This is a genomic window from Agromyces sp. NDB4Y10 (genome assembly GCF_001620055.1).
Classification (GTDB): Bacteria; Actinomycetota; Actinomycetes; order Actinomycetales; family Microbacteriaceae; genus Agromyces; species Agromyces indicus.
Map to the genome: position 1 here is coordinate 15,663 of NZ_LQGY01000024.1, position 15,090 is coordinate 30,752.

Annotated in this window: 14 protein-coding genes; 6 read left to right on the plus strand and 8 right to left on the minus strand. The window is 71.7% G+C overall.

All coding sequences use genetic code 11. The annotated features are described in order from the left end of the window. Positions 1-161: 161 nt before the first annotated feature. Complete coding sequence (locus AVP42_RS05875; RefSeq protein WP_067947052.1) at positions 162-1,346, plus strand: acetyl-CoA C-acetyltransferase; 1,185 nt, start codon at positions 162-164, stop codon at positions 1,344-1,346. A gap of 89 nt (positions 1,347-1,435) precedes the next feature. Then, positions 1,436-2,716, plus strand: a complete 1,281-nt coding sequence (locus tag AVP42_RS05880; protein ID WP_082847039.1) for a low temperature requirement protein A — start codon at positions 1,436-1,438, stop codon at positions 2,714-2,716. Here the strand turns inward: AVP42_RS05880 and AVP42_RS05885 are convergent, their stop codons facing one another. The 3 genes from AVP42_RS05885 to AVP42_RS05895 all read right to left on the minus strand — a co-directional run bounded on the left by AVP42_RS05885 (position 2,717) and on the right by AVP42_RS05895 (position 5,907). After that, positions 2,717-4,042 carry an RIP metalloprotease gene (locus tag AVP42_RS05885; protein WP_231878554.1) on the minus strand — a complete coding sequence of 442 codons (1,326 nt, stop codon included), beginning with the start codon at positions 4,040-4,042 and terminating at the stop codon, positions 2,717-2,719. Positions 4,043-4,153: 111 nt separating this feature from the next. Further along, a complete protein-coding gene (gene dxr, locus AVP42_RS05890; RefSeq protein ID WP_067947054.1) occupies positions 4,154-5,239 on the minus strand; it encodes a 1-deoxy-D-xylulose-5-phosphate reductoisomerase in 1,086 nt (361 codons plus the stop codon). Positions 5,240-5,265: 26 nt separating this feature from the next. Beyond that, on the minus strand, positions 5,266-5,907 hold the full coding sequence (locus AVP42_RS05895; RefSeq protein ID WP_067947056.1) for a hypothetical protein: 642 nt from the start codon (positions 5,905-5,907) through the stop codon (positions 5,266-5,268). Positions 5,908-5,992: 85 nt separating this feature from the next. Between AVP42_RS05895 and AVP42_RS05900 the strand changes: the two genes are divergently transcribed. After that, positions 5,993-6,754: a lysophospholipid acyltransferase family protein gene (locus tag AVP42_RS05900; RefSeq protein WP_067947152.1), complete on the plus strand. Its 762-nt coding sequence runs from the start codon at positions 5,993-5,995 to the stop codon at positions 6,752-6,754. A gap of 46 nt (positions 6,755-6,800) precedes the next feature. Further along, positions 6,801-7,712 carry a hypothetical protein gene (locus AVP42_RS05905; RefSeq protein ID WP_067947058.1) on the plus strand — a complete coding sequence of 304 codons (912 nt, stop codon included), beginning with the start codon at positions 6,801-6,803 and terminating at the stop codon, positions 7,710-7,712. A gap of 9 nt (positions 7,713-7,721) precedes the next feature. Here the strand turns inward: AVP42_RS05905 and AVP42_RS05910 are convergent, their stop codons facing one another. After that, complete coding sequence (locus AVP42_RS05910) at positions 7,722-8,207, minus strand: OsmC family protein (protein WP_067947060.1); 486 nt, start codon at positions 8,205-8,207, stop codon at positions 7,722-7,724. A 95-nt stretch (positions 8,208-8,302) separates the two neighbouring features. Here AVP42_RS05910 and gabT point away from each other — a divergent pair, with 95 nt between their 5' ends. Continuing rightward, the gene (gene gabT, locus AVP42_RS05915) at positions 8,303-9,691 is read left to right on the plus strand and encodes a 4-aminobutyrate--2-oxoglutarate transaminase (RefSeq protein WP_067947062.1); all 1,389 of its coding nucleotides are present in this window, start codon (positions 8,303-8,305) and stop codon (positions 9,689-9,691) included. Positions 9,692-9,693: 2 nt separating this feature from the next. Continuing rightward, complete coding sequence (locus AVP42_RS05920) at positions 9,694-10,683, plus strand: asparaginase (protein WP_157356746.1); 990 nt, start codon at positions 9,694-9,696, stop codon at positions 10,681-10,683. Positions 10,684-10,793: 110 nt separating this feature from the next. Here AVP42_RS05920 and AVP42_RS05925 read toward each other — a convergent pair whose 3' ends face one another. From AVP42_RS05925 to AVP42_RS05940, 4 genes are all read right to left on the minus strand, one after another. Next, on the minus strand, positions 10,794-11,579 hold the full coding sequence (locus AVP42_RS05925; RefSeq protein WP_231878557.1) for an ABC transporter permease: 786 nt from the start codon (positions 11,577-11,579) through the stop codon (positions 10,794-10,796). Positions 11,580-11,692: 113 nt separating this feature from the next. Further along, a complete protein-coding gene (locus AVP42_RS05930; RefSeq protein WP_067947063.1) occupies positions 11,693-12,604 on the minus strand; it encodes an ABC transporter permease in 912 nt (303 codons plus the stop codon). Between the two features lie 3 nt (positions 12,605-12,607). Next, positions 12,608-13,807: an ABC transporter ATP-binding protein gene (locus AVP42_RS05935; protein WP_067947065.1), complete on the minus strand. Its 1,200-nt coding sequence runs from the start codon at positions 13,805-13,807 to the stop codon at positions 12,608-12,610. After that, positions 13,807-15,036: a PotD/PotF family extracellular solute-binding protein gene (locus AVP42_RS05940; protein ID WP_067947066.1), complete on the minus strand. Its 1,230-nt coding sequence runs from the start codon at positions 15,034-15,036 to the stop codon at positions 13,807-13,809. Before AVP42_RS05940 ends, AVP42_RS05935 begins: the two co-directional genes overlap by 1 nt. Positions 15,037-15,090: the final 54 nt, after the last annotated feature.

Sequence of the window (15,090 nt, forward strand, 5' to 3'; positions counted from 1 at the left end):
CGTACCGATGTGCGTCCACGCAGAGTCAAGGCGGAGATTCGCAGTACGGATGTGCAGTCCTGTGCATCGTCGATCGGGGGCCTCGGCGGCCGCACGGCGGCGGCGGCGACCCTCCGCGGGCATAGACTCGAAGCATCCCGAGACGAAGGAGTCCACCCGACATGAGCTTCCCCGACGTCGTCATCGTCGCCGGCGCCCGCACCCCGTTCGGCCGCATCGCCGGCAGCCTCGGCACCCGCACCGCCGTCGAACTCGGCACCGTCGCCATCCGCGGCGCCCTCGAGAAGGCCGGCGTCTCCCCCGACGACGTCGACGCCGTCATCATGGGCCAGGTGCTCCAGGCGGGGGCCGGGCAGAATCCCGCGAAGCAGTCAGCGGTCGCCGCGGGCATCCCGTGGCGCGTGCCCGCGATGACCATCAACAAGGTCTGCCTCTCCGGTCTCGTCGCGGTGACGGATGCCGCGCGCATGATCCGACTCGGCGAGGCCGACGTCGTCGTCGCCGGCGGCCAGGAGTCGATGACCAACGCGCCCCACGTGCTGCCCGGCTCCCGGAAGGGCCACCTCTACGGATCGATCGAACTGCTCGACACCACCGCGCACGACGGGCTGACCGATGCCTTCGACCACGAGTCGATGGGCTCCTCGACCGAGCGCTTCAACGAACGCTACGGACTCGGGCGCGCCGAACAGGACGAGATCGCCGCGGCCTCCCACGTGCGCGCGGGCCGCGCCCAGGCCGACGGCCTCTTCGACGACGAGATCGTGCCCGTCGAGATCCCGCAGCGCAAGGGCGACCCCGTGGTCGTCACGACCGACGAGGGCGTCCGCCCCGACTCCACGCCCGAGACGCTCGCCAGGCTCCGCCCGGCGTTCGCCGAGGGCGGCGCCATCACCGCCGGCAACTCCTCGCCCATCTCCGACGGCGCGGCGGCCGTGGTCGTCGCGAGCCGCGCGTGGGCCGAGGAGCGCGGCCTGCCCTGGCTCGCCGTCGTGGGGGCCTCCGGTCAGGTCGCCGGTCCCGACAACTCCCTGCACTCGCAGCCGTCCAACGCGATCGCCGCTGCGCTCGACCGTGCCGGATGGTCGGCCGGCGACCTCGACCTCGTCGAGATCAACGAGGCGTTCGCGGCGGTGTCGCTGCAGTCGATGAAGGACCTCTCGCTCGACCACGAGAAGGTCAACGTCCACGGCGGCGCGATCGCCCTGGGGCACCCCATCGGCGCGTCCGGGGCCCGCCTCGCGCTCCACGCGGCGCTCGAACTGGCCCGCCGCGGCGACGGCCGGGCCGCCGTGGCGCTCTGCGGAGGCGGCGGCCAGGGCGAGGCGCTGCTGCTGTCCCGCTAGGTCCGTTCCGACCGGGTGACGCGTCCGCGTCGTCGCTGAGGCATGATGTCAGCACGACGCGGGCGCGCGCCCGCCCCGAGAGGGGTCGTATGAGCGAGACCACCACCGACGACGCCGGGCACGCGGCATCCGTGCCGGCACGGCTCGATCACCGCATCCGTCGCATGACCGGGCGCGACCCGGACGAGCCGCACCGCTCGGCCACGCCGCTCGAGCTGTTCTTCGACCTGGTCTTCGTCGTCGCGTTCGCCCAGGCCGGAACCGAGACCGCCCACCTCCTCGAGCTCGGCCACGTCGTGCCCGCCGTGTTCGGGTTCGTGTTCGCAGTGTTCGCGATCTCGTGGGCGTGGATCAACTACGCGTGGCTCGCCTCGGCGTACGACAACGACGACGTCTTCTTCCGCGTCGCCACCATGGTCGTGATGATCGGCGTGATCCTGCTCGCGCTCGGCATTCCCGCCACCTTCGACTCGATCGACGCGGGCGGCGAACTCGAGAACACGGTGGTCGTCATCGGCTACGTGATCATGCGCGTGGCCGTGCTCGCGCTCTGGCTCCGGGCGGCCCGCCACGACCCGGCGCATCGGCGCACCGCGATCCGGTACGCGGTGCTCATCGCCATCGCGCAGGCCGGCTGGATCGCACTGCTCATCGTCGACCCGCCGCTCGAGGGCGCCATCGTCGCCTGGGTCCTGCTCGTCGCCTTCGAGATGGCCGGGCCGATCATCGCCGAGCACGCCGGCACCGGCACCCCGTGGCACGCGCACCACATCGCCGAGCGGTACGGCCTGCTCGTGATCATCACGCTCGGCGAGGTCGTCCTCGGCACCATCCTCGCCATCAGCGCCGTGGTGGAGGAACAGGGATGGGACCTCGAGGCGGTCCTCGTCACCGTGGGCGGCACGATGCTCGCGTTCGGCCTGTGGTGGGTGTACTTCATCATGCCGTCGGGCAGCGTGCTCGCACGCCACCGCGAACGCGGCTTCGTCTGGGGATACGGGCACATCGTGATCTTCGCCTCGATCGCGGCCACCGGGGCCGGGCTCCACGTCGCCGCCTACGTCATCGAGGGCGTGGCGCACATCGACGACACCGCCGCGCTGCTCACGGTCGTCGTCCCGGTGGCCGTGTTCTCGGTCGCGCTCTTCACGCTCTACAGCCTGCTGCTCCGGGAGTTCGACCCCTTCCACATCGGCCTGTTCGTCGCGAGCCTCGCCCCGCTCGCCGGCGCGGTCTGGGCCGTCGCCGCCGGGGCGAGCATGGGCACGGGCATCGTGCTCGCGGCGCTCTCGCCGGTGGTCGTCATCGTCGGCTACGAGACGGTCGGGCACCGCCACCAGGCGGACGCCCTCCGACGCTCGCTGGCCTGATCAGAGCACGCTGATGGGCTTGACGATGTCGGCGTAGATGAGCAGCGCGCTCATGCCGCCGAGCACGATCACCACCGCGAAGGTCAGCGGCATGAGGCGTGCGAGGTCGACGGGACCCGGATCGGGTCGCCGGCGCAGCTTGGCCCATCCGCGGCGGATCGCCTCCCACAGCGCGCCCGCGATGTGCCCGCCGTCGAGCGGCAGCAGCGGGATCAGGTTGAACACGAACAGCGCCACGTTGAGCGAGGCGAGCAGGCCCACGAGGAAGGCCGCGCGCGAGGCCACGGGCACCTCATCGAGGCTCGCGACCTCGCCGGCGACGCGGCCCACGCCGACGACGCTGATCGGGCCGTTCGCGTCGCGCTCCTCGGGTCCGAACGCGGCCTCGGCGACGTCCACCATGCGCTGGGGCAGGTTCAGGATGATGTTCGCCACGCCCGTGATGTTCTCGCCGACCGTGGGCAGGATCGCCGTCGCGGGTTGCCGCACCGTCTCCGACGCCGGCCCGATGCCGATGAAGCCGACCTCGACCGTGACCGGCTCCCCCGCGTCATCCGTCACGACCCGACCGCGCTCGTCGGTGACGTACCGTTCGCTGAGCAGCGGCGTGACCTCGAGGGTCACCTCCTCGCCGTCGCGCAGCACGACCACGTCGATGGGCTGACCGGGGTGGTCGCGGATGATCGCGGTCGACTCCGTCCACGAGGCGATGGCGGTGCCATCGACCGAGAGGAGCTCGTCGCCGGGCTGCAGGCCGGCTTCGGCGCCGGGCGCCTCGGGATCACCGGGTTCGCAGGTCTGCCGCTCGCTCGTGGCCGGGAGCGCGCACTCGGAGACCGAGCCGATGGTCGTGGACGGCTGTGCGACGCCGAACCCCATGAGCAGGATCGCGAACAGCACGATCGCGAGCAGGAGGTTCATCAGCGGGCCGCCGAACATCACGATGACGCGCTTCCACACCGGCAGCAGGTAGAACGCGCGGTGCTCGTCGCCCGGGGTGATCGACTCGGCGCTCGAGGCGCGCGCATCCTGCACCATGCCGCGGAGGAAGCTCGTACTCCCCTCGCCGGCCTGCTCGCCCTTGCCCGGCGGGAACATGCCGATCATCGCGATGTAGCCGCCGAGCGGGATCGCCTTGATGCCGTACTCGGTCTCGCCGCGCCGCTTCGACCAGATCGTCGGGCCGAAGCCGATCATGTACTGCGTCACCTTGACGCCGAAGAGCTTGGCGGGCACGAGGTGTCCGATCTCGTGCAGGCCGATGGAGACGGCGAGGCCGACGACGATGATCAGGACGCCGACGACGAAGGCGAGCACGGTTTCCACCCCGTCATCGTAGGGCCGGCGGCTCGGTGCGCGCTGTCCGTGCGCTGTGAGCGGATGCCTCGGGCGGGCACCGGTCGCGTGGTCGCGCCGACGACCCGCGACGGGACGCGATCAGCGCCGCGCGATGCGCAGGTCGGCCTGCCGTCGCGCGGTGCGCTCGGCCTCGGCGAGCGCGTCGACGCTGAGCTCGCCCGAGGACGCCTCGTGCGACTCGACCACGTCGCCGACGGTGTCGACGATGTCGGTGAAGCCGATGCGCCCGTCGTGGAAGGCCGCGACGGCCTGCTCGTTGGCGGCGTTGAAGACGGCCGGGTACTCGCCTCCCGCCCGGCCCACCTGCTTGGCGAGCCGCACGGCCGGGAACGCCGCCTCGTCGAGCGGCTCGAACGTCCACTGCTGCGCCGTGGTCCAGTCGAGCGGACGCCCGGCGGCCGCGACGCGGTGCGGCCAGTCGAGGCCGAGGGAGATCGGCAGCCGCATGTCGGGCGGCGACGCCTGCGCGATCGTCGAGCCGTCGATGAACTCGACCATCGAGTGCACGATCGACTGCGGGTGCACGACCACGTCGATGCGATCGTAGTCGACGTCGAAGAGCAGGTGCGCCTCGATGACCTCGAGGCCCTTGTTCACGAGCGTGGCCGAGTTGGTCGTCACGACGAGCCCCATGTCCCACGTGGGGTGCGCGAGCGCGTCGGCGGGCGTCACGTCGCCGAGCTCGTCCCGCGTCCTCCCGCGGAAGGGTCCACCCGACGCCGTGAGCACGAGCCGGCGCACCTCGTGGTCGGTGCCCGAGCGCAGCGCCTGCGCGATGGCGGAGTGCTCCGAGTCCACGGGCACGATCTGCCCGGGCGCGGCGAGCCGCGTCACCAGGTCGCCGCCGACGATGAGCGACTCCTTGTTCGCCAGGGCGAGCGTCATACCGCGCTCGAGGGTCGCGATCGTCGGGCCGAGGCCCACCGATCCGGTGATGCCGTTCAGCACGACGTCGGCGTCGACGCTGCGCACGAGCTGCACGGCCTCCTCGACGCCGACCGCGGTGTGCTCCACGCCGAACTCCTCGGCCTGGCGCTCGAGCTCGGCGCGGTTGGAGCCGACGGCGAGCCCCACCACGTCGAAGCGGTTGGGGTTCGCGCGGATGACGTCGAGCGCCTGCGTGCCGATGGAACCCGTGGACCCGAGGATGATGACGCTGCGCACGCGACCACTCTAGGCCGGGGGTGCGCTCAGTCGCGCGGCAGCACGGCGACGGATGCCGCGACCCGTCCCGGCACGGCGACGTCGTGCAACCGCACCCGATCCCACCGCGACCCGAACTCCGGCAGGGTGCGCGTGATCCGTCCGATCCCGTCGTCGTGCACCGGGTCGGAGACCGCGAGGAGCGCGGGTTCGATGACGCCCACGTGGCCGACCGCCCGGAGCAGCGCCGACTTCCGCGCCCACAGCTGCGCGCGGACGAGCGGGCGCGCCACGGGATCGAGGTCGGCGAGGCGCTCCCGTTCCTCCGGGTGCAGCGCGGCCTCGTCGACGAGCGGCGCCGACGCGATGGTCGCCGGTTCGAGGCCCACCCCGAGCGGATGCCGCGTGCCGACGGCCGCGACCACGACGCTGCCGGCGATCCCGGCATCGGCGTACCAGCGCCCGCCGGCCGCGGTCGTGGGGTAGACCACCGTCGGGCTGCCGTGCCGTGCGCCGCACTCCGCGCAGCCGTGGTCGAGTTCGATGTCGTCCGCGGGCACGTCGGCCGAGTCGGCCAGGTGGGCGCGGAGCACGGCCTCGACGGCGGGAGCCCGTCGACCGCCGACGACGACCACGGCGCTGGCGCCCGTGTCGCCCAGGGCGACGACGTCGTGCTCGGTGAGGTCCATGCGCCAATGATGGCGCACCTGCGGCATGCGTCCGAGCCCGCGGGATATTCCGCTGCGCGCATGGGCCGTGGCGTACCGTCGGACCGTGAGTGAGATCGAGGCCGACGCCGTTCCCGCCCCGCGGTCGAAGCCGGGCCCCGTCTACGGCATCGTCCGAGGCGTCCTCCGCCCGCTCGTCCGCCTCATCTACCGGCCGCGCATCACGGGCGCCGAGCTCGTGCCGAAGTCCGGACCGGTCATCCTCGCCTCCAACCACCTGTCCTTCGTCGACAGCGTGGTGATCCCGCTCGCCGCACCCCGCCCCGTGCAGTTCCTCGCCAAGTCGCACTACTTCACCGGCACGGGCGTGAAGGGCTGGCTGTCTCGCACCTTCTTCACGGCGATCGGCGCCGTGAGCGTCGAGCGCGGCGCGGGCGCGCAGGCGCAGGCGGCGCTCGACCAGGGGCGGCGGATCCTCGAGTCCGGCAGCGCGTTCGCGCTGTACCCGGAGGGCACGCGCTCGCTCGACGGGCGCCTCTACCGCGGCCGGACGGGGGTGGCCTGGCTGGCCCTGACCACGGGTGCCCGCGTGGTCCCGGTGGGACTCGTCGGCACGCAGGAGATCCAGCCCGTGGGTTCCCGGATGCCGCGCGTGCGGCCGGTGCAGGTGCACTTCGGCGCGCCGATCGACGTCAGCCGCCACGGCGCGGCGACCTCGGGTCGCGCACGCCGCGCCGCGACGGACGAGATCATGGCCGCCATCCACGCCCTGACCGGACAGGATCTCGCCGAGGCCTACAACGAGGCCCCGCCGCAGGGCACGCTCGCGCGCCTCGCCGACCGCGTCGCACCGCGCGAGCGGGTCTGATCGCGCGTTCAGCCTTCGGGAAGCGCCCTTCGCTAGGGTCGTGCCGATGAGGACGAGGGTGCGCACGTGGATCGCCGCGATCGCGGCATCCGTCGCCCTCGTGCTCGCCGGGTGCGCGCCGCAGCCCGGGTTCGACCGCGGCGACGAGCCGTCCGAGCGCCGCATCCCCTCGACCGACGCGTTCGACCCGGGCTTCATCGTGAGCGACGACGCGTTCTTCGACGGCCGGGCGATGGACGAGCGCGAGATCCAGGAGTTCCTCGAGGCGCGTGACTGCCGCCCCGTCGACGACGTGCCGTGCCTGGCCGACCACGTCGAACCGGTCGCGCCGGTGCCGGCCGTCGGGCCCCGCCACTGCGATGCCGTCGAGGGCGGCGACGCGGTGCCCGCGAGCCGGATCATCGCCGCGGTCGCGGAGGCCTGCGGCGTGAGCCCGCGCGTGCTGCTCGTGCTCCTGCAGAAGGAGCAGTCGCTGCTCACCCGTCCCAGCGTGTTCGGCTACGAGCGCGCGACCGGCTACGCGTGCCCCGACGACGCCGACTGCGATGCCCGCTACTTCGGCTTCTTCAACCAGGTCTACCGGGCGGGCTGGCAGTTCCGGCAGTACACCGCCGAGCCCGACCGGCAGTACCGGGTGGGTTCGGTCGAGGTCGGGTACCACCCGGATGCCGCGTGCGGGTCGAGCACCGTCCGCATCCGCAACCAGGCCACCGCGAACCTCTACAACTACACGCCGTACCAGCCGAACGAGGCGGTGCTCGCCGACCCGTCGGGCGGCGACGACTGCTCGGCGTACGGGAACCTCAACTTCTGGCGGCTCTGGCACCGCTGGTTCGGCGACCCGCAGGCCGAGCGGCTCCCGGCGTACTTCCCGCCCTGCTCGCGGCTGGTCGGCGGCTACACCTGCCCGCCGGCGGTGCCCCCGGTGCCGGACGCCGATCCGCGCGCGGCCGGCTGACCCGCCGGGTCAGTCGTCGACCCCGCGCACGACGGCGACGGGCTCGTGGCGGACCGGGAAGTTCACCGACGCGGCGATGAAGCACTTCTCGGACGCCTCGTGGTGCAGCGCGTCGGCGAGCTCGCGCATGGACGGATCCGCCACGGTGACGCGGGGGCGCAGCACGGCCTCGACGAGGCGCCCGCCGCCCCGACCGTCCTCCTGCATCGTCGCCGTCGCGGCATCCGAGTACCCGACGACGACCACGCCATGATTGGTCGCGACGTGGAGGTACGAGAGCATGTGGCACTGGCTGAGCGCCGCCAGCACGAGCTCCTCGGGGTTCCAGCGGTCGCGGTCGCCGTGGAACGCCCGGTCGCTCGAGCCGGCGATCTCGTGCAACTTGCCCTCGGCGCGCACCACGTGCTGCCGCCCGTAGGCGCGATACGACGCCGTGCCCTCGCCTCGGTCGCCCTGCCACTCGAGTTCGATCGCGTACCGGTGCTCGCCGAGCATGGGGCCTCCTCCCGGCAGCGGATGCCGCCTCGTCGTCGATTCTGCACGAGCCCGCCGACGGCCCGTCGGGTCCGCGGCGATAAGCTGGTCCGACCATGACTGACACCCAGATCCCCGTCGAGTCCCTCCCCGCCGAGTCGAGCGCGCAGGCCGCCGCCGTGCCGCAGGAGCGACGGGTCGTCACCGCCATCCCCGGCCCGAAGTCGCAGGAACTCCACGCCCGGCGCACCGCGGTCGTGTCCTCGGGCGTCTCGAGCGTGCTGCCCGTCTACATCGAGCGCGCGAACGGCGCGATCCTCGTCGACGTCGACGGCAACCGATTCCTCGACTTCGGCGCCGGCATCGGCGTGACCACCGCCGGCCACACGCCCGCCAACGTGGTCGAGGCGATCACCGGGCAGGCGCGCGACGTACTGCACACGCTCTTCACCATCACGCCGTACGAGGAGTACGTGCGCGTCGCCGAGCTGCTCGCCGAGCACACCCCCGGCGACTTCCCGAAGAAGACGGTGCTCGTGAACTCCGGTGCCGAGGCGGTCGAGAACGGCGTGAAGATCGCCCGCAAGCACACCGGCCGCCGTGCCGTGGCCGTGCTCGACCACGCCTACCACGGCCGCACGAACCTCACGATGGCCATGAACTACAAGGCCATGCCGTACGCGACCGGCTTCGGTCCGCTCGCGGGGGACGTCTACCACGCGCCGAGCTCCTACCCCTTCCGCGACGGGCTCTCGGGCGAGGAGGCGGCCGAGCGCACCATCGGCTACCTCGAGAAGGTCGTCGGCGCCACCGACCTGGCCTGCCTCGTCGTCGAGCCGATCCAGGGCGAGGGCGGCTTCATGGTCTACGCCGACGGGTTCCTCCCGGCGCTGCAGGAGTGGTGCACGGCGAACGGCGTCGTGATGATCGCCGACGAGATCCAGTCGGGCATGGCCCGGACGGGCCGCTACTACGCCGCCGAGCACTTCGGCTGGGTGCCCGACCTGGTGCTCACCGCGAAGGGCATCGCCGCGGGCATGCCGCTCGCCGCCGTCACCGGTCGCGCCGAGATCATGGATGCGTCGCAGCCCGGCGGGCTCGGTGGCACCTTCGGCGGCAACCCGGTGGCGTGCGCCGCCGCGGTCGCCGTCTTCGAGGCGATCGAGCAGGAGGACCTGCTCGCCGAGGGCCGCCGCATCGAGGCGACCCTGACCGCCGGGCTCGATCGGCTCCGCGAGAAGTACGACGTGATCGGCGACATCCGCGGCCGCGGCGCGATGATCGCGATCGAGCTCGTGAAGCCGGGCACCGCCGAGACGACGAAGGAGCCGAACCCCGGGGCGGTGTCGGCGCTCGTCGCGCACGCCGCCCAGCAGGGCGTGCTGTTCCTCAGCGCCGGCACGTGGGGCAACGTCCTCCGCTTCCTCCCGAGCCTGCGCATGACCGACGAGCTCATCGCCGACGCGCTCGGCGTGCTCGACGACGCGTTCGCGACCCTCGCCTGAACGTGGAGGGCACCTTCCGCGCCTCCGATGCCGTCGAGCTCGCCGTGGTCGAGCGGGGCGGCTTCGCCGAGTCCCGCCACGTCGGCTCGGCGATCGTGCTCGCGCCCGACGGCGAGGTGGTCCGCACGCTCGGCGATGTGCGGACGCCGATCCTCCCCCGCTCGAGCATGAAGCCGTTCCAGGCCGTCGCCGCGATGACCTCGGGCGTGAGCCTCCGCGGTGAGGATGCGGCCATCGCGACCGCGAGCCATACCGGCACCGCGCGCCACGTCGCGCTCGTCCGCGCGCTGCTCGCGCGGGCCGCCCTGCCCGCGTCCGCGCTCCGCTGCCCCGCCGAGTACCCCACCGACCGCGAGGCGCGCGACGAGCTCGTGCGGCAGGGGCTGCGGCCCGAGTCGATCACGATGAACTGCTCGGGCAAGCACGCCGCGATGCTGCTCGCCTGCCACGCCAACGAGTGGCCCCTCGACGGGTACCTCGACCTCGACCACCCCCTGCAGAAGCGGGTGCTCGACGTGGTCGAGCGGCTCACCGGCGAGCGTCCCGCCGCCACGGTGATCGACGGCTGCGGCGCGCCCGTGCACGCCCTCAGCCTCACCGCCCTCGCCCGTGGGATCCAGAAGATCACCACGTCGTCGACCTCCTCGCCGTTCGCGCTGTTCCGCGAGGCGGCGGCGCTCACCGAGGCGGTGCGCGCCAACGGCTGGGCCGTCGCCGGCCCGGGCCGCACCGACACCGTCGCGATCGAGCGGCTCGGCGTCTTCGCCAAGTTCGGCGCCGAGGGCGTCCAGGTCATGACCGCCCCCGACGGCACCACGGTCGCGCTCAAGATCCTCGACGGCTCCCCGCGCGCCCTCGCGATCGTCGCCGCGCGCCTGCTCGCCGCCGCGGGAGCGCTCGAGGCGTCGGCCGTCGACGCGGCCGAGCCCGCCCTCGGCCTCGAGGTCCTCGGCGGCGGCGCCGTGGTCGGCCGGATCCGCGCGACGGTCTGAGTCGGCGCCGGCGAACCGGACCCCGCGCACGCAGCCGACGCCTGGACGACCGAGCGGATGCCGCGCCCTGCTCGGGTCGCGGCATCCGCTCGTCGCTGCGTCGGGGCGGGTCAGCCCGCGGCGTTCGCCAATCGCTTGGCGCGTGCGGCGCGGGAGACCTGCGCGATGACCACGATCGCCAGCGCGAGGATGAACACCGCCGACGCGATGACGTTCGCCTCGGCGGGGATCCCGCGCGAAGCGGAGATGTACACGTACTTCGGGAACGTCGTCACCGAACCCGAGTTGAAGTTCGTGATGATGAAGTCGTCGAAGCTCAGGGCGAACGCGAGCAGCGCCGCCGCCATGATCCCCGGCACGAGCAGCGGGAACGTCACGCGCCAGAACACCGCGCGCGGCGAGCCGTAGAGGTCGCGGCCCGCCTCCTCGAGCGCCGGGTCGAGGCTCGCCACGCGCGCCTTCACCGTCACGACCACGAAGCTGATGCAGAACATCGTGTGGGCCAGGATGATCGTCAGCATGTCCTTGGGCACGCCGACCGCGAGGAACTGCGCGGCGAGCCCCGCGCCGAGCACGACCTCGGGCGTCGCCATCGGCAGGAACAGCAGGAGGCTGATGGCCGAGCGCGCCCGGAACCGGTAGCGGACCAGCGCGATCGCGATCATCGTGCCGAGCGTCGTCGCGGCGACCGTCGAGACGAGCGCGATCACGATGCTGTTGCCGAAGGCCTCGCAGACCGCCCCGCCCTCGACGTTGCAGACGTTCAGCCACTTGTCGAAGGTGAACCCGCGCCACGAGATGTTCGACTTGATCGAGTCGTTGAACGAGAAGACGAACGTGTACGCGATCGGGATGAGCAGGAACACGAACGCGATGGTCACGTAGACGGGCAGCAGCCAGTCGCCGAGTCCGACGCGCCGGCGGCGCGGCGCCTGCGGCGGTCGCCGCTGCTCGAGTTCCTCGCTGCCGGCCAGTCCGCCGAGGACCGCCCCGGCCTGTGCTTCGCCGCTCACAGCAGGTCCTCCGTTCCGGATCGCTTCACGTAGACGCCGACGAGCACGAGGATCGCCGCCATCAGGATGATCGACAGCGCTGCGGCCGCCGGGTAGTTGAGCAGCACGAGGAAGTTCGCCTCGATGACGTTGCCCATCATCTGCGTGTCGGGCCCGCCGAGGAAGTCGCGGCTGGCGTTCACGTAGTCGCCCGCTGCGGGGATGAAGGTGAGCAGCGTGCCGGCCACGATGCCGGGCATCGACAGCGGGATGGTCACCTTGCGGAAGACGGTGACCGGGTTCGCGTACAGGTCGCTGCCCGCCTCGAGGTACCGGGTGTCGAGTCGCTCGAGCGTGGTGTACAGCGGCAGCGTCATGAACGGGATGAAGTTGTAGGTCAGGCCGAAGATGACCGCGAACGGCGTGCCGGTGAAGTACGCGTCGGGCGCCAGCAGGGAGAGGGCCTTCAGCGACGTGATGATGATCGACTCGTCGGACAGGATCTGCTTCCACGCGAGCGTGCGGAGCAGGAAGCTGATGAAGAACGGAGCGATCACGAGCACGAGCAGCAGGCTCTGCAGCAGAGGGCGGCGCCGCGCCTTGACGCCGATGAAGTAGGCGATCGGGTAGCTGATCACCAGGGCGAGCACCGTCGCCGCGAGGGCGTAGCCGAACGAACGCAGGATGTGCGGCCAGTAGGCGTTGACGACGTCGACGTAGTTCTGCCAGTTGAACGCGTAGTCGTACATCCCGATGTCGCCGAACTCCGACGGCGCCTGCAGCGACGTCAGCAGTAGCGAGATCAGCGGCGTGAGGAAGAACAGGACGAGGTAGAGGATGCCGGGCAGGAGCAGGAGCAGCGCGATGCGGCTCCGCTTGCGGGGTGCCTGCGGCTGCGCCTCCGTCGTCGCGAATGCTGCGAAGGCCATGGATCAGCTGCCCTCGAGCTCCGAGATGAGCGCCTCGCGCCGCTGCACCGCGATCGACCGGGTGTCGTCGTCGGCCGGGAACCGGTCGGACTCCTCCGGCTCGTCGGCGAGGCCGAAGCCGTGCTCGACCTGCCAGCTGACCCACACCTCGTCGCCCTCGTGCGCGACGGGACCGAACCCGACGTTCTGCGCGAAGACCGACAGCGTGCCGGCGCCGGGGACGGCGACGATGTACTCCGTGCTGACGCCCGCGAAGGAGACGTCGATGACCCGGCCCGGGCCGAGCACGTTCCGGGTGGATGCGGCATCCGGCGCCTCGAGATGGAGCGCGACCTTCTCGGGTCGCACGCCGACGGTCACGAGACCCTGGTGGCGTTGGGCCCGGGCGACCGGCACCGTGATGCGGTGCCCCGCGACGTCGACCGAGAGCGCCTCGCTCGTGGTGCCCACGACGTCGCCGGTGAAGAGGTTCGACTTGCCGAGGAAGTTCGCGACGAAGGCGGTGCGCGGCAGCTCGTAGAGCTCCTCGGGCGCGCCCATCTGCTCGATCGCGCCCTTGTTCATCACGGCCACGGTGTCGGCCATGGTCATGGCCTCCTCCTGGTCGTGCGTGACGTGGAGGAAGGTCAGGCCGACCTCCTCCTGGATCGTCTTGAGCTCGAGCTGCATCTGCCGGCGCAGCTTCAGGTCGAGCGCGCCGAGCGGCTCATCGAGCAGCAGCAGGGCGGGACGGTTGACGATCGCACGGGCGAGGGCGACGCGCTGCTGCTGGCCGCCGGAGAGCTGGGCGGGACGCCGCTGCGCGAGGTGGTCGAGCTCGACCAGCTTCAGCGCCTCGTGCGCCTTGCCCATCGGGTCGTCCATGCGGCGACGCTTCAGCCCGAACGCGACGTTCTCGATGATCGACATGTGCGGGAACAGGGCGTAGCTCTGGAACACCGTGTTCACCGGGCGCTGGTGCGCCTTGGTGTCGGTGACGTCCCTGCCGCCGATCAGGATGCGGCCCTGCGTGGGCTCCTCGAGCCCGGCGACGAGCCGCAGGGTCGTCGTCTTGCCGCAGCCGGACGGACCGAGCAGGGCGAAGAAGGACCCGGCGGGGATCGTGAGGTCGAGCTCCTCGATGGCGGTGAATCCCGGGAAGCGCTTCTGGATGCCGACCAGCTCGAGGTCGGCGCCGCGCTCGGCGAACTCGCGACCGGACATCACGACCCCAGCAGGATCTGCTGGAACTGCGCCTGGTACTTCTGCTCCTCGGCGCCCGACAGCGCACGGAAGATGTACGCGTTGGAGAGGGTCTCCTCGTTCGGGAAGATGAGCTGGTTCTCGGCGAGTTCGGGGTCGATGGCCGCTGCGGCCTCCTGCGCGCCCACGACGGGCGTGATGTAGTTCACCCATGCCGCGACCTCGGCGGCGACCGCGGGGTCGTAGTAGTAGTTGATGAGCGTCTCGGCGTTCGTCTTGCGGGGCGAGCCGACGGGGATGAGGAAGTTGTCGTTCCAGAGGGTGCCGCCCGCATCGGGGATGGCGAACTGCCACTTGTCGCCCGCCTCGGCGTTCAGGACGGTGATGTCGCCCGACCAGCAGATCGCCGCGAGCGTGTCCTCGCTCTTCAGGTCCTCCAGGTAGGAGTTGCCCTTGATGTTGCGGATCTGCCCGTTGGCGACCTGCTCGTCGAGGGTCTCGATGGCCGCCTCGAACTCGGCGTCGCCCCAGTCGCCCGAGATGTCCACGCCGTTCTGCAGCATGATCAGGCCCATGGTGTCGCGCATCTCGGAGAGGACGCCGACGCGCCCCTTCAGGTCGGCGCTCCAGAGGTCCTGGACCTCGCGGAGCCCGCCCGGCACCTTCTCGGTGTTCCAGCAGATGCCCGCGAACCCGCCCTGCCACGGCAGCGAGTGCTTCCGGCCCTCGTCGAAGTCGGGGTTCTGCAGCGCCGGAGTCAGGTTCGCGATGTTCGGGATGTTGTCGTGGTCGAGCTCCTGCGTGTAGCCGAGGCGGATCCAGCGCGAGACCATCCAGTCGGTGAGGCAGACGGTGTCGGCGCCGATGTCCTGGCCGAGCGCGAGCTGGTCCTTGACCTTGCCGTAGTACGTGTTGTTGTCGTCGACCGCGACCTCGTAGTTGACGGAGATCCCCGTCTCCTCCTCGAAGCGGTCGAGGGTCGGGTAGTTGCCCGCATCGTCCTCGTCGATGTAGGCGGCCCAGTTGGCCCAGTTGAGCGTCTTGTCGCTGTCGGAGCGGTCGGCGGCCGCGGTGGGGCGAGCCTGGCCGCCGCCCGTGGAGCACGCGGCGAGCGCGAGCGCGGACGCGCCGGCGGCGCCGCCCGCGAGCAGCGTGCGACGGGTGAGCTGCGCCTGCCGGGCCTGGGCGATCAGAGCGCGGACGACTGGGTCCTGGGGAAGGGGTCGGCTGGTCACGCGGGGGCTCCTCATCGGCTTCGATGTTCGTGCAGGGGTGCGAAGATGATGCCACACTGCGTGGCGGAA